Origin of the sequence: Streptomyces sp. 8N616 (genome assembly GCF_052246385.1) — a bacterium.
In the GTDB taxonomy this organism is placed as follows: Bacteria; Actinomycetota; Actinomycetes; order Streptomycetales; family Streptomycetaceae; genus Streptomyces.
Window position 1 is genome coordinate 139,168 of the sequence record NZ_JBQQBY010000001.1, and the last position, 21,331, is coordinate 160,498.

19 protein-coding genes, 1 tRNA gene and 2 pseudogenes are annotated in these 21,331 nt (G+C 69.3%); 10 read left to right on the forward strand and 12 right to left on the reverse strand.

What is annotated here, in order from left to right:
* Positions 1-450: 450 nt before the first annotated feature.
* The 3 genes from ACTWQC_RS00625 to ACTWQC_RS00635 all read right to left on the reverse strand — a co-directional run bounded on the left by ACTWQC_RS00625 (position 451) and on the right by ACTWQC_RS00635 (position 2,182).
* Positions 451-882 carry a chaplin family protein gene (locus tag ACTWQC_RS00625; RefSeq protein WP_443313454.1) on the reverse strand — a complete coding sequence of 144 codons (432 nt, stop codon included), beginning with the start codon at positions 880-882 and terminating at the stop codon, positions 451-453.
* Between the two features lie 254 nt (positions 883-1,136).
* Positions 1,137-1,331 (reverse strand): DUF397 domain-containing protein, encoded by a 195-nt coding sequence (locus ACTWQC_RS00630; RefSeq protein WP_443313455.1) that lies wholly within the window; start codon positions 1,329-1,331, stop codon positions 1,137-1,139.
* A complete protein-coding gene (locus ACTWQC_RS00635; RefSeq protein ID WP_443313456.1) occupies positions 1,328-2,182 on the reverse strand; it encodes a helix-turn-helix domain-containing protein in 855 nt (284 codons plus the stop codon). The genes ACTWQC_RS00630 and ACTWQC_RS00635 overlap by 4 nt, the downstream gene beginning before the upstream one ends.
* A 155-nt stretch (positions 2,183-2,337) precedes the next feature.
* Here ACTWQC_RS00635 and ACTWQC_RS00640 point away from each other — a divergent pair, with 155 nt between their 5' ends.
* From ACTWQC_RS00640 to ACTWQC_RS00675, 8 genes and pseudogenes are all read left to right on the forward strand, one after another.
* A complete protein-coding gene (locus ACTWQC_RS00640; RefSeq protein ID WP_443313457.1) occupies positions 2,338-2,802 on the forward strand; it encodes an ATP-binding protein in 465 nt (154 codons plus the stop codon).
* A gap of 70 nt (positions 2,803-2,872) precedes the next feature.
* On the forward strand, positions 2,873-5,407 hold the full coding sequence (gene pepN / locus ACTWQC_RS00645) for an aminopeptidase N (protein ID WP_443313458.1): 2,535 nt from the start codon (positions 2,873-2,875) through the stop codon (positions 5,405-5,407).
* A gap of 384 nt (positions 5,408-5,791) precedes the next feature.
* A complete protein-coding gene (locus ACTWQC_RS00650) occupies positions 5,792-7,231 on the forward strand; it encodes a pyridoxal phosphate-dependent decarboxylase family protein (RefSeq protein WP_443313459.1) in 1,440 nt (479 codons plus the stop codon).
* Entirely contained in the window at positions 7,228-8,727 is a 1,500-nt protein-coding gene (locus ACTWQC_RS00655; protein ID WP_443313460.1) for a lysine N(6)-hydroxylase/L-ornithine N(5)-oxygenase family protein, read from the forward strand. The genes ACTWQC_RS00650 and ACTWQC_RS00655 overlap by 4 nt, the downstream gene beginning before the upstream one ends.
* 68 nt (positions 8,728-8,795) lie before the next feature.
* A complete protein-coding gene (locus ACTWQC_RS00660) occupies positions 8,796-9,500 on the forward strand; it encodes an SIMPL domain-containing protein (RefSeq protein WP_443313461.1) in 705 nt (234 codons plus the stop codon).
* A 49-nt stretch (positions 9,501-9,549) separates the two neighbouring features.
* Positions 9,550-10,122, forward strand: a complete 573-nt coding sequence (locus ACTWQC_RS00665) for a dihydrofolate reductase family protein (protein ID WP_443313462.1) — start codon at positions 9,550-9,552, stop codon at positions 10,120-10,122.
* Between the two features lie 129 nt (positions 10,123-10,251).
* On the forward strand, positions 10,252-10,965 hold the full coding sequence (locus tag ACTWQC_RS00670) for a GNAT family N-acetyltransferase (RefSeq protein WP_443313463.1): 714 nt from the start codon (positions 10,252-10,254) through the stop codon (positions 10,963-10,965).
* 203 nt (positions 10,966-11,168) lie between these two features.
* Positions 11,169-11,540: pseudogene (locus tag ACTWQC_RS00675) on the forward strand (type III PLP-dependent enzyme); the annotation flags it as partial.
* 75 nt (positions 11,541-11,615) lie between these two features.
* On the opposite strand, the pseudogene ACTWQC_RS00680 reads toward ACTWQC_RS00675, so the two are convergent.
* Both ACTWQC_RS00680 and ACTWQC_RS00685 read right to left on the reverse strand, forming a co-directional pair.
* Positions 11,616-11,915: pseudogene (locus ACTWQC_RS00680) on the reverse strand (ABC transporter substrate-binding protein); the annotation flags it as partial.
* A gap of 18 nt (positions 11,916-11,933) precedes the next feature.
* A complete protein-coding gene (locus tag ACTWQC_RS00685) occupies positions 11,934-12,062 on the reverse strand; it encodes a hypothetical protein (protein WP_443313464.1) in 129 nt (42 codons plus the stop codon).
* Between the two features lie 245 nt (positions 12,063-12,307).
* Here ACTWQC_RS00685 and pyk point away from each other — a divergent pair, with 245 nt between their 5' ends.
* On the forward strand, positions 12,308-13,741 hold the full coding sequence (gene pyk, locus ACTWQC_RS00690; RefSeq protein ID WP_443313465.1) for a pyruvate kinase: 1,434 nt from the start codon (positions 12,308-12,310) through the stop codon (positions 13,739-13,741).
* A 27-nt stretch (positions 13,742-13,768) separates the two neighbouring features.
* Here the strand turns inward: pyk and ACTWQC_RS00695 are convergent, their stop codons facing one another.
* Together ACTWQC_RS00695 and ACTWQC_RS00700 are read right to left on the reverse strand one after the other, a co-directional pair.
* On the reverse strand, positions 13,769-14,548 hold the full coding sequence (locus ACTWQC_RS00695; protein ID WP_443313466.1) for a helix-turn-helix domain-containing protein: 780 nt from the start codon (positions 14,546-14,548) through the stop codon (positions 13,769-13,771).
* An 89-nt stretch (positions 14,549-14,637) separates the two neighbouring features.
* Positions 14,638-14,724 (reverse strand) — tRNA-Leu (locus ACTWQC_RS00700).
* A gap of 89 nt (positions 14,725-14,813) precedes the next feature.
* Here ACTWQC_RS00700 and ACTWQC_RS00705 point away from each other — a divergent pair.
* A complete protein-coding gene (locus ACTWQC_RS00705; protein WP_443313467.1) occupies positions 14,814-15,461 on the forward strand; it encodes an ANTAR domain-containing response regulator in 648 nt (215 codons plus the stop codon).
* 107 nt (positions 15,462-15,568) lie between these two features.
* On the opposite strand, the gene ACTWQC_RS00710 is transcribed toward ACTWQC_RS00705, so the two are convergent.
* The 5 genes from ACTWQC_RS00710 to ACTWQC_RS00730 form a co-directional block, all read right to left on the reverse strand.
* Positions 15,569-16,285, reverse strand: coding sequence for an ABC transporter ATP-binding protein (locus ACTWQC_RS00710; protein WP_443313468.1), 717 nt, complete (start codon positions 16,283-16,285; stop codon positions 15,569-15,571).
* Complete coding sequence (locus ACTWQC_RS00715) at positions 16,282-17,190, reverse strand: ABC transporter ATP-binding protein (protein ID WP_443313644.1); 909 nt, start codon at positions 17,188-17,190, stop codon at positions 16,282-16,284. The genes ACTWQC_RS00710 and ACTWQC_RS00715 overlap by 4 nt, the downstream gene beginning before the upstream one ends.
* A gap of 5 nt (positions 17,191-17,195) precedes the next feature.
* Positions 17,196-19,001 (reverse strand): branched-chain amino acid ABC transporter permease, encoded by a 1,806-nt coding sequence (locus ACTWQC_RS00720; protein WP_443313469.1) that lies wholly within the window; start codon positions 18,999-19,001, stop codon positions 17,196-17,198.
* 5 nt (positions 19,002-19,006) lie between these two features.
* Positions 19,007-19,936 carry a branched-chain amino acid ABC transporter permease gene (locus ACTWQC_RS00725; protein ID WP_443313470.1) on the reverse strand — a complete coding sequence of 310 codons (930 nt, stop codon included), beginning with the start codon at positions 19,934-19,936 and terminating at the stop codon, positions 19,007-19,009.
* 101 nt (positions 19,937-20,037) lie between these two features.
* Positions 20,038-21,276, reverse strand: a complete 1,239-nt coding sequence (locus tag ACTWQC_RS00730) for a branched-chain amino acid ABC transporter substrate-binding protein (RefSeq protein WP_443313471.1) — start codon at positions 21,274-21,276, stop codon at positions 20,038-20,040.
* Positions 21,277-21,331 lie beyond the last annotated feature (55 nt).

A 21,331-nucleotide genomic window follows, 5' to 3' on the forward strand; every position in this document is an offset into this window, starting at 1 on the left:
GAGTCCCCCGTCAGAGCAAACGACATGGGACGCCCCAAGTAGCGAAGCCCTGCCCCCACTCATTCATCAAGACGCGAAGAACAAGGCGGAAAGCGCAACCTTTGTGACGAGCGTTCGTTGTATGGAAATGAGGCCGGGTTTTTGCTCCGGATGCCCGGCTATCGGCTTGGTGTCCCCCCGAACGCGGTCGGCCGGTGTGCGGCCGTCGGCCACGCTCGGGTGGCACGGCGGCGGGGTGGGGATTTCACCGACTCGCGAGCCCGCCAGATCGCCCGATTGCGGAACTCGCGGGAGAGCGCGACGCGGGGCCAGGCGTGCGCGGTGCTACTGGGTCAGGCCGGAAAGAGGGCGGGGGCCTTCCGCAGTGCGGAAGGCCCCCGATACCACGGGCTACTACCGGGCCAGGCCGACGGGTGACCAGCGTCACCCGCTCGCTGAACCCGACTGGTGCTACCAGCCGTGCTTGGCGTGGTTCTTCTTGTCGTGGTTCTTGTCGTCGTGCTTGTAGTGCTTCTTGTCGCCGTGGTTCCTCTTGTCGTGGTGCCTGTGGTCGTCGTGGTGGTCGCCACTGGCGTTGACACAGGCGTTGCCGGTAGCCGGGTTGAATGCAGACACCTGCAGGAGTTCGTTCTCCAGGTCGCCGGGACCAGGGCTAACGGGGCCGTCTTCGATCTCGGATTCCTGCTCGGCCGAAGATCCAGTGTTAGCGCAGTTGTTGGACGGCTCGTGCTCGACTTCCTGAATGATGAATCCCGACAGAATGCCGGAGCTGTTGGCCGCGACGGCCTTGGCGTCCGCATCCGCGAATGCTGTACCTGACGCGATCGGCGTAAGAGCTGTGGCCACGATGGCCAGGAGAGCCAGCTGACTGGACTTCCTCACGGAACCTCCTCTAGAGAATGTGAGCCCCCCACCCGAGCAAACGACATGGGCGGCTGCAGGTGGCGAAATCCTGTCCCAGTCATTCGTCATCGGGCCGAGAATGAAGCGTAGGGCGCAACCTCTGTGACCGTGCGTCGTTGACACGGAATGACGGGTGGTCTCACCTTTATGGCGGATAGCGCGAAGCGCGGACATGGAAAAGGGACCCCTTCCGTACGGTGACGGGGTCCCTTGAGGCTGCTGCGTGTTTGCGGTCAGATGGTCGTCGGGTCCTGCTCGACCGCGTACGAGACGAAGGCCGCCCACTCCTCCGGCGAGAAGGCGAGCTGCGGGCCCTGCTTGTCCTTGGAGTCCCGGACGTGGACCGTGCCGGGTATGGACGCGATCTCGACGCAGTTGGGGCCGTCCCCTGTGCTGTAGCTGCTCTTGAACCACTTCAGCTCGGTCATACTTCTCCCCGCAGTTTCTCGATGAACGCCAGTGACTCCTGGGGAGTCAACGCCTGCGCTCGGATGATCCCGTACCGAGCCTCGAAGACCCGGAGCTCTTTCCGGTCGGTGATCACACGGCTGAACTGTTGCACTTCGATTTGGCCCACCTTGGGGCCGTGGTGGGGCTCGAGCAGTTGAAACGGCCCGCTCAAACCTGCGTGGTCCTCGCGGTCCGTCGGCATCACCTGGATCTCCACGTTCCGCAACTGACCAACCTCCAACAAACGTTCGAGCTGTCCTTGCAGGACCATCCTGCCACCGACCGGACGGCGCAGTGTCACCTCATCTTGGACAAAGCTGAGGATCGGGGCGGGCAACCGATTGAAGATCTCCTGGCGGGCCATGCGCGCGGCCACTCGTCGCTCAATGGCCTCCTCGTCCAGCAGTGGCCGGACCAAACGGAAGACCGCCCCGGCGTAGTCCTCGGTCTGCAGCAGACCATGGACGACGGAATTGGCATACGCCCCCAGCTCCACCGCCTCCGCCTCAAGCCGCGCCAGCTCCCGTACCTTCTTCGGGTACCGGGCCTGCTTCACGTCCTCCTTCATCGCGGCCAGCAGCCCGCCCGCGCCCAGCACTTCATCCGCTGCGTTCAGGAACTCCGGCTTCGGGACCCTCCGCCCTCGCTCGACCGAGGAGACCTGCTCCTCCCCGTAGTCGATCTTCTTGCCGAACTCGGCCTGGGTCAGTCCGGCCCGCTCGCGCCACAGCTTGAGCTGTTTGCCGACGGTCTTGAGGACCTCCGAAGCGTCGCCCTCGTCCCAGTCCTGTTCTTCTGCCCCATTGCCCAGCTGTCCGGCACCCGTCATGATCCGTCACCTCCGATGTGCTCGTACTCAACACGGCCGCCGCACGCCCCGTCACGCCCGGCCTCCCGGACGACCGGCCCACGTGTCCGGACAGTCACGCTGCGTACTGGTGGCGTCCCTGGTCAGGTTACGACCGGTTGACCACGCTGAGTGACGTGATTTCGCAAACTCCTTCCCCAACCGCTTCTACCGGCCAAGATGCAGGGCAGGGCCGCCAGTTCACCGTCCGGCTCAGTTCCACCCGCCGGGGCGCGCGCCTCGCCCGTCGACTCGCGACCCAGCAGCTCGCCGCCTGGGGTTGGTCGTACGACACGCGGGCGTCCCGCAGCGCGGCCCAGCTCGTCGCCGAGCTCGCCGCGAACGCGGCGGTTCACGGCCGACTCCCTGGACGGGACTTCCGTCTGCGGCTCACCCACAGCGGCTCCACGCTTCGTATCGAAGCCACCGACACCCGCGTCGAGCGCCGCCCACCGTCCCCTGCCGACCTCGCGCCTCCGCTTCCCGACTCCGAAACCGGCCGTGGGCTGCTCCTTGTCGACGCCCTCGCCGACCGCTGGGGCACCGACGAACACGACACCCTCACCAAGACCGTCTGGTGCGAGCTCGTGCTCAGGCCCTGACGGCCCCGGGTCCGGGCGGGTCTCCACTCGACCCCTGCGCCGCCCGCAGGGCATGCGGCAGCATGGCCACATGTCCGTACTCACGCGCGACGAAGCGCAGACCCGAGCCCGCCTCCTCGACGTGCGGCGTTACGCGATCGATCTCGATCTGACGCGCGGCGAGGAGCTGTTCCGCTCCAGTACCGTCATCGCGTTCACCGCGAGCGAGCCCAGCGACACGTTCGTCGAACTGCGTCCGGACACCCTCCACAGCGCCGTACTCGACGGGCAGGAGCTCGATACGGCGGCGCTGGCCGGCGGACGGCTGCCGCTCACCGGGCTCGGCGCGGGTGAGCACGAGCTGCGCATCGTCGCCGACATGCGCTACTCCCGGACCGGCGAGGGCATGCACCGCTTCACGGACCCGGCGGACGGCGAGACGTACCTCTATACCATGTGCTGCATGACGGACGCGCCCGGCGTCTTCGCGGCCTTCGACCAGCCCGACCTGAAGGCCGTGTTCGAGGTGACCGTCACCGCGCCGCCCGCCTGGACCGTGCTCGGCAACGGCGTGGCGGAGAGGGTCGGGGAGGCGGCGGAGGGCCGCTGGCGGCTGGCGCCCACGCCGCCCATCAGCACGTATCTGATGGCGCTCGCCGCCGGCCCGTACCACTCGATCCGGAGCGAGCACCGTGGTCTGCCGGTCGGCCTCCACGTACGGCAGTCCCTCGCGCCGTACCTGGACGCCGACGCCGACGAGCTGCTCGACATCACCCGCCGCTGCTTCGACCGCTACCACGAGATCTTCGACGAGCCGTACCCCTTCGACTCGTACGACCAGGCGTTCGTCCCCGAGTTCAACTCCGGCGCCATGGAGAACCCCGGGCTCGTCACCTTCCGCGACGAGTTCATCTACCGCTCCGCCGTCACCGACACCGAGCGCCAGACCCGCGCGATGGTCATCGCCCACGAGATGGCCCACATGTGGTTCGGTGACCTGGTCACGCTGACCTGGTGGGACGACATCTGGCTGAACGAGTCGTTCGCCGAGTACATGGGCTTCCAGATCCTCACCGAGGCGACGGATTTCTCGGGAACCTGGACGGACTTCGCGGTCGCCCGCAAGAGCTGGGGCTACGACGCGGACGAGCGCCCGTCGACCCACCCCGTGGCGCCGGAGCCCGAGGGTGTTCCCGACACCGAGGCCGCGCGGCTCAACTTCGACGGCATCTCCTACGCCAAGGGCGCCTCCGCGCTGCGCCAGCTCGTCGCCTGGCTCGGCGAGGGCGACTTCCTCGCAGGCATCAACGACCATTTCTCGCGGCACCGCTTCGGCAACGCCACCCTCGCCGACTTCATCGACTCCCTGGCCCGCGCCTCCGGCCGCGACGTGCACGCCTGGGCCGACGCCTGGCTGCGCACCACCGGCGTCGACACGCTCACGTCCGAGCCCGCACCGGCGCCCGCGCTCGCGCTCGCCGATGCGGACGGCCACTGGACCCTGACCGTCAGCCGCGAGGGCAGCCGCCCGCACCGGGTCGCCGTCGGCGCGTACGACCACGACCCGGTCGAGCCGGGCAGCCTGATGCTGCGCGAGCGCTTCGAGGTCGACGTCCCGCAGGGCAGCGGGAGTGCCCGCGAGGCGCGCCCGGGACGCCGGCCGGACCTGGTGCTCATCAACGACGGTGACCTCACCTACGCCAAGATCCGCCTCGATCCGGGCTCGTGGGACACAGTCGTGCGGTCGCTGTCCGGGCTTCCGGACCCGCTGGCGCGCGCCGTGATCTGGAACGCCGCGCGCGACATGGTCCGCGACGGTCACCTCCCGCCTGCCGCATACCTGGACGCCGCCCGCGCCCACCTCCCGCGCGAGACGGACAACGCGATCGTGCAGGGCGTGCTGGCCTTCGCGAGCGTCCACATCGCGGACCGGTTCCTGCCGCCCGAGGGCCGCCCCGCCGCGCTGTCCGCCCTCCGGGCCATCAGCCGCGGCCTGCTGCGGATCACCGAGGACGGCTCCGCGCCCGGCCTGCGGCTGACCGCCGTACGCACCTTCATCGACAGCTCGGTCGACCCCGACACGCTGCGCGAATGGCTCACCGCGGGGGCGGTGCCCGGTGGCCCGGAACTCGACCCCGAGCTGCGGTGGCGGACGCTGGACCGGCTCTGCGTCCTGGGGGCCGCGACGGCGGCCGACATAGCCGCCGAGTTCGACCGGGACCCGAGCGCCACCGGTCAGGAGGGCGCGGCCCGGTGCCGGGCCGGGCTCCCGGACCCGGAGGCGAAGGAGGCCGCCTGGGCGGCGATGTTCGAGAACGACGAGCTGTCCGCGTACCTCGTCACCGCCACGGCCCAGGGGTTCTGGCAGCCCGAGCAGAACGATCTCGTACGCGATTACGTGCCGCGGTACTACCCGGCGGCGGTGGCCGCGTCTGCGCGGCGGGGGGCGGCGATCGGGGAGGTGCTGGGGCGCTACGGCTTCCCGGCGCACGCGGTGGAGGCGGAGACGCTGCGGCTGGGGGAGAAGTGTCTTCGGGACGATGAGCCGATTCCTGCGTTGCGGCGGCGCCTTGACGATCAGTTGGACGATCTGCGGCGTGGTCTGCGGGTGCGCGATGCGACATAGCCGGGTTGTGGGCATTCGTTCCGCAGGGCGGAACGGGTGGGCACAACCCGGCCACCGGCCTGACCCTGGCCACTGCAGGAACGGCCACCGCCGGATGGTGGCCCCGGGCCGCACCTGACGACGTATCGCGCGCCAGCCGGGGTGGACAACGGTGGGTGCGCCTCCCGGACCATGGCCACGGTGCGGCCCGGTGGCCGGTTGTGCCCACCCGTTCCGCCCCCGCGGAACGAATGCCCACAACCGGCCGGGGTCAGTACCCCTTTCGGGTTTGGATGGTCGTGCTCGCCGGACGTACTCAGGCATCCCTGCTCAGACTGGGCGTGGCCGCGGACTCCAGCGGCTGCCGGTCGCCTGTCCGGCTGACGCCATCCCGGAGGACACGCCATGCCCATGCCGCCAGACGGCACCCACGGCACCCACGGCACCCCCGCCGCACCGCTCGCCGGAGGCGCGGACGGCCCGCGGCAGTTGCGGCCCCTCCTCGAGACCGTCCTCGAAGCGCTTGAAGCCGGGGCCGCCGCCCGTGGCGGGCCCATGCCGGCAGGTGGCCCGCAGGCGGTCACCCATCGCGTACGGGTCGCCGCGGAACCCCTCATCCCCGAGGCCGGGGTCGGTTCCGAGGCCGCGCTGCGCGACCTCGTACAGGCTTTCGCCGAGGGCGCGGCCGACCCCGCGGAGCCGCTCTGTGCGGCCCATCTGCACTGCCCGCCGCTCGCCGTCGCCACGGCCGCCGATCTCGCGGCCAGCGCCCTCAACCCCTCCATGGACTCCTGGGACCAGGCCCCGGCCGCCTCCACGCTCGAAGACCTGGTCAGCCGGGGACTGGCCACCGAGGTCTTCCCGGCGGGCAGCGCCCCCGACGCGCTCGTGACCACCGGCGGCACCGAGTCCAACCAGCTCGCCCTGCTCCTCGCCCGCGAACTGAGCAAGGAAGAAGGCCCCGTCCAGGTCGTCTGCGGAGCCAACGCCCACCACAGCATCCGCCGCGCAGCCTGGCTCCTCGGCCTGCCCGAGCCCGTCATCCTGCCCACCCCGGCCGGCGTCCTCAGCCCCGCGGAACTCGACCACACCCTGAGCGGGATGCGCGGCCCGCTGCTCGCGATCGCCACCGCGGGCACCACCGACACGGGCGAGATCGACCCGCTTCCGCAGCTCGCCGACGTCTGCGCGGCCCGCTCCGCCCGGCTCCACATCGACGCGGCCTACGGCGCCCCGCTCCTGTTCAGCACCACCCTGCACAACCGGCTCGACGGCCTCGCCCGCGCCGACTCCGTCACCGTCGACCTGCACAAGCTGGGCTGGCAGCCGGTCGCCGCCGGACTCCTCGCCGTCCCCGACACCGCGGCTCTGGCCCCGCTCGGCCACCGCGCCGACTACCTCAACCCCGAGGACGACACGCAGGCGGGGATCCCCGACCTCCTCGGCCGCTCGCTGCGTACGACCCGCCGCGCCGACGTCCTCAAGATCGCCGTTACGCTCCGCGCGCTCGGCCGTACGGGACTCGCCGCCCTCGTCGAGCACACCTGCGCCGCCGCCCAGCGCTTCGCCGACCTCGTAGAGGCCCACCCGGACTTCGACCTGTACGAGCGGCCGACGCTGAGCACCGTTCTCTTCCGGCCGTCCGGCGCCGACGACGACCGCGTCGCCTCGGTCCGCCGCAGCCTCATGACCGAGGGCCGCGCAGTCCTCGGCCGGGCCCACGCCACCGACCACCGCGACGGCACGACCAGGCTGTGGTTCAAGGCCACGGTCCTCAACCCGCACACCCGGCCCGCCGACCTGGAAGTCCTTCTCGGCATCGTGGAAGGGAGCGCCGCCAAATGATCCCACCGGCCCCGCGGACTCCGCCGGACTCGCACCCCGCTCCGGCCGAGCCGACCTCGTCCGCCGACCACCCCCTGGACCTGGTCGGCATCGGCATCGGCCCCTTCAACCTCTCCCTCGCCGCCCTCGCCGACGGGCTGCGCCACAGGGGAGGGCCCGGGCTGCGCACCGCCTTCTACGACCAGCGCCCCGCCTTCCACTGGCACCCCGGCCTGCTCATCGAGGGCACCACCGTCCAGGTCCCCTTCCTCGCCGACCTGGTGACCCTCGCCGACCCGGCCAGCCCCTGGTCCTTTCTCAACTACCTCCGCGCCCGCGACCGGCTGTTCCCCTTCTACTTCGCCGAGCGGTTCCACATCCAGCGTGCCGAGTACGACGCGTACTGCCGCTGGGTCAGCGAGCAGCTGCCGGGGCTGCACTTCGGGCACCAGGTCGACCTCGTGCGCTGGAATGCGGAACAGGACCTGTTCGAGGTCGACTTCACCCAGGTCGACCCGGTGGGCGAGGCCGAGGCCCTGGGCCGTACGTACGCCCGCAACCTCGTCATCGGCGTCGGCACGGCCCCGTACGTCCCCGAGCCGCTGCGCCCGCTCGCCGAGGCGCCCACCGTCCCCGTCGTCCACTCCTCGGAGTACCTCGCCAACCGCGAGCGACTGCTGGCCGCCGGGCACCTCACCGTCATCGGGTCCGGCCAGTCCGGCGCCGAGGTGTTCCTCGACCTGCTGCGCGCCAGGCCCGCAGGGCGCGAGCGGCTCACGTGGCTGAGCCGCACGCCCGCCTTCGCGCCCATGGAGCACAGCAAGCTGGGTCTGGAGCATTTCACGCCCGACTACACCCGCTACTTCCACGGCCTACCCGAGCGGGTGCGCGACGAGCTGCTCCCGGTGCAGTGGCAGCTCCACAAGGGCATCGACCACGACACCCTCGCCGCCATCCACGACGAGCTGTACCGGCGCACGGTGGACGGCGGCTGGCCGGACGCCGTCCTCACACCCGGCGTCCGGGTCCGTACGGCGGGACGGTTCGGAACCGGGTCCGGGAACGGGCGCGTCGAACTCCACCTGGAGCATGTGCAGCAGGGCACGCGCAGCCGGGCCACCACGGACGGCGTCGTGCTCGCGACGGGCTACCGCGAGCGCCGCCTCGACAGCCTCCTGGGCCCCCTGGACCCGTACCTGCGGCGGGACACCTCCCAGCGGCCGTGCGTCGACGAGCACTTCCGGCTCGTCATGGACCATTCGGTCAAGGGCGCGGTGTACGTCCAGAACGCGGAGCGGCACACGCACGGGGTGGGCGCCCCCGACCTGGGTCTTGCGGCCTGGCGCAGCGCCGTCATCCTCAACTCCCTGGTGGGAGTGGGGGAGCCGGGCAAGGAGCCCTACCTGCTGCCCGCCCGCACCGCGTTCACGACCTTCGGTCCGACCGGCGGGGCGGACGCGCGGCAGGGGCGGCCGGGGGAGGGGCCCGTCAGAACAGTGGAACTCCGTCACGCGTGATACGCCGTCACGCGTGAGCTTCCGGCGGCCCGCCCGCTGGATGCCGCCGGGCCTGGCAGAGTGGCCGTATGACGACATCACCCCAGCCCACCCCGTATGGCACCCCCGAGCACCCGCGCGTCGCCGTCCGCGGCGAGGCCAGGCTGGAAGTCGACCCCGAGATCGCCAGGATCGGCATCACGGTCAACGCCCGTGGCACGGACCGGCGGGGCGCGCTCGAGGACCTGGCCCGGCGCAACTCCGCCGTTCTCGACCTCGTCAAGTCCTATGGCGAGGCGGTCGAGAAGCTGGAGACCGGCGCGTTCGTCATCACGCCGCAGCTGACGCACAAGGGGCGCGGCGAGCGCATCCGGGCGTACCACGGGCGGGTACACGTGACGGCGACGCTCACCGACTTCACCGCGCTCGGTGAGCTCGCGACCCGGCTCGCCGACCTCGAACTCACCAGCGTGGGCGGCCCGTGGTGGGCGCTCCGCCCGGATTCGCCCGCCCATGGGGAGGCGCGCCGGCAGGCCGTACGGGAGGCGGTGCAGCGGGCGCGCGAGTACGCGGGCGCGCTCGGCGCGGAGTTGACGGCGCTGGTCGAACTGGCCGATGAGGGGGCCGAAAGCGCGGTACCGGTGGTGAGGCCGGCGGCGCCGGGCGGGACGATGCGGGGCTTCGCGGGAGGAGCGGAGAGCGGGGAGGCCCCGCCGCTGGACCTGGAGCCGCAGCGCCAGACGGTCCACGCCCATGTCAACGCGCGCTTCACGATGTCACCGCCCCGGCTCTGAGGGGGGCCGTGCCCGCCGTGCGGCGGACGACACCGAAGAAAGGCTGACCGTGGCCACGTTGATCTACTCGGCAATCGCGTCGCTCGACTGCTATGTAGCGGACGAGTACGGCACATTCGACTGGGCTGTACCGGACGAAGAGGTGCACACCTTCATCAACGACCTTGAGCGGCCGATCGGCACTTATCTGTACGGACGCCGGATGTACGAGGTGATGCTCGGCTGGGAGTCCGCGGACACCCGAGCCGACCAGCCACCGTTCATGCGGGACTTCGCGGAGATCTGGCAGGCAGCGGACAAGATCGTGTATTCCAGGACGCTGGAGACGGTTTCCACCGCCAGGACGCGGATCGAGCGGGACTTCGACCCTGAAGCGGTCCGGGAGATGAAAACCTCAGCGGAACGTGACCTCACCGTGGGTGGTCCCGAGCTTGCCGCTCAGGCATTCAAGGCCGACTTGGTCGACGAGTGCCACCTGTTCGTCGCGCCGATCGTGGTGGGAGGCGGTAAACGGCTCTTCCCCGACCATGTCCGCGTGAAATTCGAGCTGCTGGACGAACGCCGGTTCGGCAACGGGATGGTCCACCTCCGGTACCGCACATCCCGGAGACTCCTGGCCTGACGCCCTCCGGGCGTGTGGAGCAAGAGCCGCTGCGAAGGCCGGGCTTCGTCCGTCTCCGGTGAAGGGTGGCGGGGGATCCCAAGGTTGGACAGAACGGGCGGTTGTATTAGGTTAGGCTCGCCTAAGTGAGTGCGCCTGGGGATCCTCGGCGCCAGGCTGCCCGTGACCCTGGGGGAATCCGTGTCTCATCCGCAGACCGCGTCCGCGTCACCGCCCGTGCCGACGGTCGCGTCACCGCCCGCGTCACTGCCCGCGCCGACGGTCGCGTCACCGCCCGCGTCACCGGCCGCGCTGGTCGTCCGGCGGTTCGATGGGGGTGCCGTCGCCGCGGACCCCGTTCGCTGGGCGCGGGTCTACGAGGGCGTCTACGCACAGGCGTTGGGCCTCAGCGACCACAGCGACCCGCCCATATCGGACCGCCTGCTGCGCCACGCCGGACGCCCCGGCTTCGCCCTCGTGGCGGCGCTCGAGGACGAGGAGGTGGCCGGGTTCGTCTACGGCTACACGCTGCCCGCCGACTCGCTGTGGTGGGACGGCCTGACGCCCGACCCCGGGCCCGAGTTCACCCGCGAGTACCCGGACCGCACGGTCGGGGTGTGCGAGCTGCTGGTCCGCCCGCGATGGCGCCGCTCCCGCGTCGGGCACGAGCTCTTCGAAGCCTTCCTCGCCGGACGCCACGAGGAGCGCGCCGCGGCACTCGTCGCCGAGGACAACGGCGTCGTGCTCGCCACGTACGCCACGTACGGGTTCGAGCCGGTCGGCCGCATCGAGCCGTACCCCGGCTGGCGGCCCCACGTGATGATCGTCCGCAGCCTCGCGCGCCGCAGCATCGCGCGCCCCTGATCCGAAGATTCGCCGCGCCGCTGACCCGCCGAGCCCTGGCCCCCAACTCCCCATTCCCCGCAACCATCCCGAGGCAGACCCGTGTCCGTCCAGTTCCCGCCCTCCGCAGCCCCGCGATCCGCCTATCCGGTGGACACGCTCCCCGCGCCGGCCGCCACCTGCTCGACCTCGCGCAGCGGTCCGAGGCGCCGGTGTCGGCCTACGTGTACGACGGCGATGCCGCCGCCCAGCGGGCCCGCGAGCTGCGCGCCGCGCTCCCGGAGTGGGCGGCCGTCTACTACGCCGTGAAGGCCAACTCCTTCCCGGGCGTCGTCCAGGCCCTCGCCCCGCACGTGGACGGCTTCGAGGTCGCCTCCGTCTCCCAGCTCGAACTCGCCCTCGGCGCCCGCCCGTTCCGGCACGGACCGGCCGAGGGGCCGCCACGCCTCGTCGCCGCCGGTCCTGCCAAGTCGGTCCCGGTCCTCACCGCCCTCGTCCGGGCCGGAGTCGAGGCCATCAACGCCGAGAGCCTGCTCGAACTCCACCGGACCAGCCGGATCGCGGTCGCCGAGGGCGTCACGGCCCGAGTGGCGCTGCGGGTCAACCCCCTTCCTGCCGAGGGCGTCGGCGTGCAGCTCGAAGTTCTCACGCCAGTTGGGGCCCGTGGTCTCCGAGAAGACGGTCGGGGCGATCTGCGACAGCTCCTTGTAGCTCTTCTCGTCGCGGACCTTGCTGCTCAGGATGAGGTCCGGCTTCAGCTCGTGGATGGCCTCGAGGTTCGGCTCACCGATGAGACCGACCTCCTTGATGCCCTTGATCCGGTCCTCGGGGAGGTACGGGGAGGTACGTGGACAGCGGCGCGCCAGCGAACGCGATGACCGCGCCGACCGGCTTGACGCCGAGGGTGATCGCCGAGTCGAGGGCGTCGGTGTCGAGCACGACGACGCGCTTGGGGCTGCCGGGCACCTCAACCTCGCCCATGGCCGTCGTCACCGAGTGCTTGCGCCTCCGGCGGGGGAGGACGGCTTGGCGTCGTCGTCCGAGGAGCCGCACGCGGTGGCGGCGAACGCCGCGACGAGGGCCAGGGCCGTGGCGCGGCGACTGAGGGTTCCGGACATGGAAAGGAGGCCTTTCGTGCCAGGAGCCCGGACACCCTCCGGGCTCAAGACTTAGGTAAACCTAACCTCATGTAGTGGATGTGACAAGTCACGATCGGATCGCGGGTGGTTACTTCCGGTCCGATCTGCTCATCAGAGCAGGTCCGTGCTCCTTTCAACACTTGTCAATATCCCTTCATGTAACGGCCGTTGAGTCGTCACGCATGTCCCAATCTCTACCCACCAGTACGGCATAGGCTCGCCCCATGCGCCGAGCAAAGATCGTCTGCACACTGGGCCCCGCCACGGACTCGTACGACCAGATCAAGGCACTGGTCGAGGCCGGCATGGACGTGGCCCGCTTCAACCTCAGCCACGGCACCTACGCCGACCACGAGGAGCGCTACCGCCACGTGCGGAAGGCCTCCGAAGACACCGGCCGCAGCGTCGGCGTCCTCGCCGACCTTCAAGGCCCGAAGATTCGCCTCGGCCGCTTCCACGAAGGACCCGTACTCCTTGAACGCGGTGATGAGTTCACCATCACCGTCGAAGAGCTGGAAGGCGACCGGCAGATCTGCGGCACCACCTACAAAGGGCTGGCCGCTGACGTCACGCGCGGCGAGCGCATTCTCGTCGACGACGGCCGGGTGACCCTCGAAGTCACCAAGGTCGACGGCCCCCGCGTACACACGATGGTCATCGAAGGCGGCATGGTCTCCGACCACAAGGGCCTCAACCTCCCCGGCGTCGCCGTCTCCGTCCCCGCCCTGTCCGAGAAGGACATCGAGGACCTCCGCTGGGCCCTGCGCACCGGAGCGGACGTCATCGCCCTCTCGTTCGTCCGCTGCGGCGGCGACATCGACGAGGTCCACCGCGTCATGGACGAGGAGGGCCGCCGCCTCCCCGTCCTCGCGAAGGTCGAGAAGCCGCAGGCCGTCGAGAACCTGGGCAGCATCGTCGACGCCTTCGACGGCATCATGGTCGCCCGCGGCGATCTCGGCGTCGAAATGCCGCTGGAGTCGGTGCCGATGGTCCAGAAGCGCGCCATCAAGCTGGCCAAGCGCAACGCCAAGCCGGTCATCGTCGCGACCCAGATGCTCGACTCGATGATCGATGCCTCCCGGCCGACCCGCGCCGAGGCCTCCGACGTCGCCAACGCGGTCATGGACGGCACGGACGCGGTGATGCTCTCCGGCGAGACCAGCGTCGGCAAGTACCCGATCGAGACGGTCAGGACCATGGGCCGGATCGTCGCGGCGGCGGAGGAGGACATGCTCGCCAAGGGCCTCCCGCCCCTGACGGAGCGCAACAAGCCCCGCACCCAGGCGGGCGCGGTGGCCCGCGCGGCGGCCGAGATGGGCGACTTCCTCGGCGCCAGGTTCCTGGTCGCCTTCACCCAGTCCGGCGACACGGTCCGCCGCCTCTCCCGCTACCGCTCGCCCATCCCCGTCCTGGCCTTCACCCCCGAGGCGGCGACGCGCTCACAGCTCAACCTGACGTGGGGCGTGGAGACCTTCCTCGGCCCGAGGGTCGACTCGACGGACGAAATGATCCAGCAGGTCGACGAACAACTCCTGAAGATCGGCCGCTGCGAACCGGGCGACGTCGTCGTGATCACGGCCGGCTCCCCGCCGGGAGTTCCGGGCAAGACGAACCTGGTACGGGTCCACCACATTGGCGAGGACGATTACCAGAAGTAAGGGGCCGGGCAGTACGCCCGAGCGGTGTCAGTACTTGGGCCCGACGTGCGCGTCCATGAGCGCGACGGAGGCGCGCTTGGCGACGGAAATGTTGAACGGGTTGCCGTCACGGGTGCAGTGGGTCCACGTGATCCCGAGCTTGTCGAGCGTATCCGTGTAGAGCCGCCGGATGTCGTCCGACTTGTTGGTGAAGAAGTAACGCGGGTACTCGTAGCGTTTCCGTTCGCCATCGACGGTTCGCACCGTCGAGTTGGAGATGCGACAACCGTCGGAGTGGATCAGGCCACGGATCAACTCCCACAGGTACTCGTCAACAATCTCCTGCTGCCAGGGCTCAAGGGAGATGACTCGATCGTGCTTCTTCCCCGGGCCGTGCTGAGGGAACATGCATGTCCAATGCTTCGTGTAGGACTTCACCTCGACGCAGCCCGTCTTTTGCCGTCGCCTCACGCTGGGCATGGGCATCACCTTCCGCATTGCCTCTTCGGCGTCCTCGATCAGTCCGGGCCAGCTGTCTGCGCAGAAGATCGACAGGTGGTGCTGCTTGGGCTTGGAGATGATGTGGCCGTCGCCGAGGTAGAGGCCGAGTAGATAGGCGTAAGCCCGGCGGTCGAACTGGCGGCCGGTGCACCGGGGGCAGTCATGGGGATGCTCGAAGGTTTCGCCGCGCTGCTTCCGGTCCTGGTGTCGCCACCAGCCGACCGTGCCCCGTGGAACGCCTAATCGCTCGGCGACGACCCGGTTGGTCACCCCCCGGCGCATCAGCGTGACAGCTTCATGGCGCACTGACGGATTGTGTTCGTCCATTCGCACAGCGTTGCGGGTCATCTCTGCTGGAGCTGGGGAATGCTCGAATTTCGCTCGAACGAGAGAATCCGTCTTCTCCAAGGAATGCGTGGTGCCGGGTATGGGATTCGAACCCACATGTCCTTGCGGACAGAGGTTTTTGAGACCTCCGCGTCAACCAGTTGCGCCAACCCGGCCAGTTGCAGAGACACCCTACCGTGTGTGTGTCTTCAGCTGCAGCTAGGTAGGCTGCAGGGGCACCATCTCCCCTGGAACGAGGAGTCCCGTGAGCGCCGCCGAGCCCGAGCAGCCCGTTGACGACGAGCAGTCGCACGTCCCGCCGCAGACCACCCGTGTCGTCATCGCCGAGGACGAGGCCCTCATCCGACTCGATCTGAAAGAGATGCTCGAGGAGGAGGGCTACACCGTCGTCGGTGAGGCCGGGGACGGTCAGACGGCCGTTGAGCTCGCTCGCCAGCACCGGCCCGATCTGGTCATCCTCGATGTGAAGATGCCGGTCCTCGACGGCATCTCCGCCGCCGAGAAGATCGCCGAGGAGAGCATCGCGCCCGTCCTGATGCTGACCGCTTTCTCGCAGCGCGAACTGGTGGAGAGGGCCCGGGACGCCGGGGCCATGGCGTATCTCGTGAAGCCGTTCAGCAAGAGCGATGTCGTGCCCGCGATCGAGATGGCGGTCTCCCGCTTCACCGAGCTGAAGGCGCTGGAGAAGGAGGTCGCCGACCTCTCGCAGCGGCTGGAGACGCGCAAGCTGGTGGACCGGGCCAAGAGCATCCTGCAGACGCAGTACGGGCTGAGCGAGCCCGCCGCGTTCCGGTGGATTCAGAAGACGTCGATGGACCGCAGGCTGTCCATGCAGCAGGTGGCCGAGGCCGTCATCGAGGACGCCGAGGAAAAGAAGCAGCAGGGGCAGTAGCAGCCCCGCAACGGCCCCGCGCCCACGCCGTACGGAAACGGAAGGGGCCCGCACCGGACGAGATCGGTGCGGGCCCCTTTCGCTTAACTATGAACTAACTATGGCGCTCAGTCCTCGCCCAGGTATGCCTTGCGGACGGACTCGTCGTGGAGCAGGTCCTCGCCCGTCCCCGACAGCACGATCTTGCCGATCTCCATCACATGGCCCTGGTCTGCCAGCGACAGCGCCGCCTGCGCGTTCTGCTCGACCAGCAGGATGGTCGTGCCCTGGGACTTCAGCTCGGAGATCGTCGCCATGATCTTCTGCATCATGATCGGCGAGAGCCCCATCGACGGCTCGTCGAGCATCAGCAGCTTGGGCCGGGACATCAGGGCCCGCCCCATCGCCAGCATCTGCTGCTCGCCGCCGGAGAGTGTGCCCGCCGCCTGGTTGCGGCGCTCGCCGAGGATCGGGAAGAGGTCGTATGCCCGCTGGACGTCCTCGCTGATGCCCGCGGAGTCCTTCCGGAGAAACGCTCCGAGCTGGAGATTCTCCGCGATCGTCAGCCGGGGGAAGATCCGCCGGCCCTCGGGCGAGTGGGCGAGGCCCATGGCGACGATCTTGTGGGCCGGGACGCCGTTCAGCGGCTGTCCGTCGAAGAAGATCTTTCCGGCAAGTGGCTTGAGCAGCCCCGACAGGGTGCGCAGTGTGGTCGTCTTGCCGGCGCCGTTCGTTCCGATGAGGGTGACGACCTGGCCGGCCTCCACACTGAACGAGATGCCCTTGACGGCTTCGATCTTTCCGTAGGCGACCCGCAGGTCCTCCACTTCGAGCAGTGCGGTCATGTCTCTTCTCCCTGGGTGCCCTCCGAGCCCTCGGTGCGGGCCGTACTGTGTGCTTCCGCCGCCTCGACCTCCGCGACCTCATCGTCCCCCGGCGCGCCCTCGAACGGCGTGCCGAGGTACGCCGCGATCACGCGCTCGTCGCCCTGGACGACCTCCGACGTGCCTTCGACGAGCTTCTCGCCCTGGACGAGTACGGCGACCCGGTCGCAGAGGTTGAAGATGAAGCGCATGTCGTGCTCGATGACGAGGACGGCGATGCCCTGGTCGCGGATGGCGAAGACCAGGTCCTGGGTGGCCCGGGTCTCCTGCGGGTTCATGCCGGCCGTGGGCTCGTCGAGCAGCAGCAGGCCGGGGTCGCTCGCGAGGGCGCGGGCGATCTCGAGCTTGCGCTGCTCGCCGTACGGCAGGTTGCGCGCGAGGTGGTCGCGCTTGGCGGCAAGTCCCGTGAACTCCAGCAGCTCCATGGCGCGGGCCTCGGACTCGCGCTCGGCGCGGCGGAAGCGCGGCCCGCGCAGGAGGGCGGAGAAGAGTCCCTCGTCGGTGCGGGTGTGGCGGCCGACGAGCACGTTTTCCAGCACGGTCATGTTGGCGAAGAGCCGGATGTTCTGGAAGGTGCGGGCGATGCCGGCCTGGGTGACGAGGTGGGATCGGTGGGGGAGGACTTTGCCCTTGTAGGAGACGGTGCCCTCGGTGGGTATGTAGAGCCCGGTGAGGCAGTTGAAGAAGGTCGTCTTGCCTGCGCCGTTGGGCCCGATGAGGCCGACGATCTCTCCGGAGTTGACGGTGAGGTCGACGTTCTTCACGGCCGTGAGTCCGCCGAAGCGCATGGTGACGCCGGTGGCCTGGAGCACGGGGGTGACCTTTGCGGGCTCGGCTGCCTTTGCGGTGATGGTGTCGGTGGTCATGTCGGTCACGCCTCCGCCTTGCTGAGGGTGACGTCGCCCTTGGGCACGTCGAGTTGGCCGGTCTCGTGGAATTCGAGCTGCTTCCTCCGGTCGGCGACCAGGCCCTCGGGGCGGAAGCGCATCAGCAGGATGAGCGCGACGCCGAAGAGGAGGAGCTGGTAGTCGCCGATGAACTGCAGCTTGGCCGGGATCAGATAGAGCAGGGCCGCGCCGATGAGCGGGCCGCTGACCGTGCCCATGCCGCCGAGGATGACCGCGGCCAGGAGGAAGGCGGAGTTGGGCGGGACGAATTCCACGAACTTGTACTGGGACGGGGTGACCGTGAAGGTCACATGCGCCTGTACGGTGCCGGCGAGTCCGGCCAGGGTGGCGCCGAGGGCGAAGGCGATGAGCTTCACCCGGAAGGCGTTGATGCCCATGGCGCGGGCGGCGGTCTCGTCCTCGCGGACGGCGACCCAGGCGCGGCCGATGCGGGACTGGTCGGCCCGCCGGAAGATGGAGACGATGACGATGGTGAAGACGAGCATCAGCAGGAAGTAGTTGGAGAACCTGCCGAGTTCGAATCCGAGGACGGTGTGCTCCTCGCCCAGGTTGAAGCCGAAGAGCTCCAAATCGGGGATGTTGGGGATTCCGTTGGAGCCGTTGGTGACGTCGGGCCCGGAGGTGCCGTCCATGTTCTGCATGGTGATGCGGAAGATCTCACCGAAGCCGAGGGTCACGATGGCGAGGTAGTCGCCGTGCAGCCGGAGCGTCGGGGCGCCGATGACGACACCGAAGAGCAGCGAGGCCCCCGCGCCGATGATCACGGCCGCCCAGAAGGGCACCTGCACGCCGAAGGGTGAGGACGGCGAGCCGGAGACCAGCGCGGCCGCGTAGGCACCGACGCCGAGGAAGGCGACGTAACCGAGGTCGAGCAGTCCGGCGAGGCCGACGACGACGTTCAGTCCGAGCGCGACGGTGGCGAAGATCAGGATGTTGGTGCCGATCGTCGCGTTCGCGTCGCTGGACTGTGTGAAGGGGAAGGCGACCGCGGCGACGAACGCGGCGGTGACCGTGACGTTGCGGTGCTTCCTGGTGAGCGAGGAGAGCCGTTCGGTGAGTCCGGCCCGGGCGACGGCGGCGCCGCCGAAGCCCGCCAGGATCAGGAAGCCGACGAAGAGCTCTCCGTAGTCCGTGTCGATGCCGTAGGTGAAGACGAAGAGTCCGACGCCGGCGGCCGCGGCGATGATCAGGATCTCCAGCCAGCCGGGCAGCTCCTTGGCGCTCGGTGCGGCAGGCGCCTTGAAGGCGTGCCGGAACCGCTGCCAGACACCCTTGGGCGGTGCGTCGCCGTCCGCTCCGGCGGGGACGTCGGCGGCGAGGCCGAGCGCGCCGAGGGCGGTGATCAGCGAGGTGACTCCGGCGATGGCCCCGCCGGGTTCCAGGTTGATGAACCCGCCGAGGTGGTTGGCGATGGCGAGCAGGGTGTACCAGGTGATGCCGAGGGTGCCGAGGGCGAGCAGCAGGACGGTGCTGTTCTTCCCGGCGGGGGCGAGCCAGCGCAGCCCGCGTATGCCGTATCCGGCGAGGTGGAAGGCGAGGGTGAGCAGCGCTCCGGTGAGGGTGAGCAGCTGCAGCCCGCCGGGGTAGCCGTTGATGGTGAGGTCGCCGGGGAACTCGCTGGTCCAGGTCCAGGCGAGGAAGGTCGAGGCGAAGGTGAGGATCGCGCCGACGGCGACGGTGAGCCGGGCGGCCGCGGGTGGCAGCGGCAGCGCGCCGGGGACCAGGGTGCCGGTTGCCTCGGCGGTGGCGGGGGTGCGGGTGGTGGTCATGGGTATCACGCCCGATCCGCGACGCGCTCGCCGAGCAGGCCCTGGGGCCGCAGGAGCAGTACGAGAATGAGCAGCACGAAGGCCCAGACGTCCTTCCAGCTGCCGCCGCCGAACAGCTCCATGCCGGGGATCTTCTCGATGTAGGCGGTGGAGAGGGCCTCGGCGAGTCCGAGGACGACGCCGCCGAGCATGGCGCCGTAGATGTTGCCGATGCCGCCGAGGACGGCCGCGGTGAACGCCTTGAGTCCGGCGATGAAGCCCATCCGGAAGTTGACCTCGCCGTACTTCAGCCCGTGGGCGATGGCGGCGACGGCGGCGAAGGCGCCGCCGATGGCGAAGGCGGTGACGATGATGCGGTTGGTGTTGATGCCCATCAGCTTCGCGGTGTCCGGGTCCTGCGAGGTGGCCTGCATGGCGCGGCCGGTGCGGGTCTTGGACACGAAGAAGGCGAGTGCGGCCATGCAGACCGGGGCCGCGAGCAGCAGGTACAGCTCGCCGCGCTCGATGGAGAACGCCCCGAAGTCGATGCGGGGGCCTTCGAGCTCGGGGAAGGGGCGGGACTTGGTGGCCTCGGGGTAGAAGGCCCAGACCGCCTGCTGCAGGGCGATGGAGAGGCCGATCGCGGTGATCAGCGGGGCGAGCCGGGGGCCGCCGCGCAGGGGCCGGTAGGCGAAGCGTTCGGCGCCGATGGCGACGAGTACGGAGCAGAGAATGGCGAAGAGGAGCATCAGTGGCAGGGCGACCAGCATGCTGGTGCCGCCCGGCAGCCAGAGCCACACGCTGAGTGCGCCGAAACCGCCGATCATGAAGATCTCGCCATGGGCGAAGTTGATGAGCTGGACGATGCCGTAGACCATCGTGTAGCCGATGGCTATCAGTCCGTACAAGCCGCCAAGGAGCAGGCCGTTGGCGAGTTGCTGCGGCAGATCGTTCACCGCGGGGCCTCCGAGTCAGGTGTCAGATATGGCTGCGCGGGGGCGCTGTGGTGCCCCCCCGCGGCCGTAGTGTTACGTGCAGGGCGGGCGGTTGGCCCGGGTCAGCTCGCCTGGTACTCGCCGCTCTGGACCGGCGTGTGCTTGCCGCTCTTCACCTCGTAGAGGGAGAGCTGCTTGTTGGTGGTGTCGCCGAACTCGTCGAAGCCGACCTCACCGGTGACGCCGCTGAACTTGACGTCCTGCACGGCCTCGGTGACCTTCTTGCGGGCGTCGTCGATGTCCTCGGGCAGCTTGCCGTCGTTGGCCTCGGCGACCGCCTTCACGGCCTGGATGATGGCCCAGGTCGAGTCGTAGGCGTAGCCGCCGTAGGCGTCGAAGCCGTCCTTGTACCCGGCGCTCTTGTAGTTCTTGATGAAGTCCTTGGCGCTGTCGATGGTCTCCAGCGGAGCGCCGACGGAGGAGGCGATGTCGCCCTCGGCGTTCGCCTTGCCGAGCTTGACGTACTCGGGGCTGTAGAGCGCGTCGCCGCCGACCGTGGGGATCTTGGCTCCGGCCTTCTTGATCTGGGCGGAGAGCGGGGCGCCGGCCGGGTACTCGCCGCCGTAGTAGACGAAGTCCGCGCCGGCGTTCTTGACCTTGGTCGCGACGGCGCTGAAGTCCTTGTCGTCCGGGTTGATGTGGTCGGTGCCCACGACCTTGCCGCCGAGCTTCTTGAACTCGTCCGCGAAGGTGCCGGCGAGGCCCGCGCCGTAGGTCTTCTTGTCGTCGATGACGAAGACCTTCTTCAGCTTCTTCTTGTTGTACATGTACTGGGCGGCGTACGGGCCCTGGATGGCGTCCGTGGTGGACGTACGGAAGTACGTCTTGAACGGACGGACCTTCTTGCCGTCCTTCCAGTCCTTGCCCTGGGTGAGCTCGGGGTTGGTGTTGGCCGGCGAGATCTCGGCCAGGTCGGCGTCGGCGAAGACCTTCTGCATCGACTGGCCGACGTCGGAGTTGAGCGGGCCGACCACGCCGATGACGTCCTCGTTGCCGACGAACTTGGTGGCGTTCTGCTGGCCGGTGGAGGCGTTGGCCACGTCGTCGAGGGACTCGAGCTTGAAGGTGATGCCCTCGACCTCTTTGTTCTTGTTGGCGGTCTTGACCGCGAGGTCGGCGGAGTTCTTGATGCCCTGGCCGAGCGCGGACAGGTCGCCGGTGAGCGGTGCGTCGAGGCCGATCACGACGGTGGTGTTGCCCCCGTCGCCTGCCTTGTTGTCGTCGCGCGAACCGCAGGCGGAGAGGGTGAGCGCCCCTGCGGTGACCGCAGTGGTGATGATGAGCACGGAACGGTGACGCACGATCAGTCCTTTCCCCAGGCCCGGCCGCCTCGGTGGAGGTTGCCGTTTGTCGCGC

Excerpts from the sequence above, each read along its gene's own strand:
- ACTWQC_RS00630 (WP_443313455.1), bottom strand. The coding sequence starts at position 1,331 with ATGACCGAGCTGAAGTGGTTCAAGAGCAGCTACAGCACAGGGGACGGC.
- ACTWQC_RS00635 (WP_443313456.1), bottom strand. The coding sequence starts at position 2,182 with ATGACGGGTGCCGGACAGCTGGGCAATGGGGCAGAAGAACAGGACTGG.
- pepN (WP_443313458.1), top strand. The coding sequence starts at position 2,873 with ATGTCCGTACTCACGCGCGACGAAGCGCAGACCCGAGCCCGCCTCCTC.
- ACTWQC_RS00650 (WP_443313459.1), top strand. The coding sequence starts at position 5,792 with ATGCCCATGCCGCCAGACGGCACCCACGGCACCCACGGCACCCCCGCC.
- ACTWQC_RS00655 (WP_443313460.1), top strand. The coding sequence starts at position 7,228 with ATGATCCCACCGGCCCCGCGGACTCCGCCGGACTCGCACCCCGCTCCG.
- ACTWQC_RS00660 (WP_443313461.1), top strand. The coding sequence starts at position 8,796 with ATGACGACATCACCCCAGCCCACCCCGTATGGCACCCCCGAGCACCCG.
- ACTWQC_RS00685 (WP_443313464.1), bottom strand. The coding sequence starts at position 12,062 with ATGTCCGGAACCCTCAGTCGCCGCGCCACGGCCCTGGCCCTCGTCGCG.
- pyk (WP_443313465.1), top strand. The coding sequence starts at position 12,308 with ATGCGCCGAGCAAAGATCGTCTGCACACTGGGCCCCGCCACGGACTCG.
- ACTWQC_RS00695 (WP_443313466.1), bottom strand. The coding sequence starts at position 14,548 with ATGGACGAACACAATCCGTCAGTGCGCCATGAAGCTGTCACGCTGATG.
- ACTWQC_RS00710 (WP_443313468.1), bottom strand. The coding sequence starts at position 16,285 with ATGACCGCACTGCTCGAAGTGGAGGACCTGCGGGTCGCCTACGGAAAG.
- ACTWQC_RS00715 (WP_443313644.1), bottom strand. The coding sequence starts at position 17,190 with ATGACCACCGACACCATCACCGCAAAGGCAGCCGAGCCCGCAAAGGTC.
- ACTWQC_RS00720 (WP_443313469.1), bottom strand. The coding sequence starts at position 19,001 with ATGACCACCACCCGCACCCCCGCCACCGCCGAGGCAACCGGCACCCTG.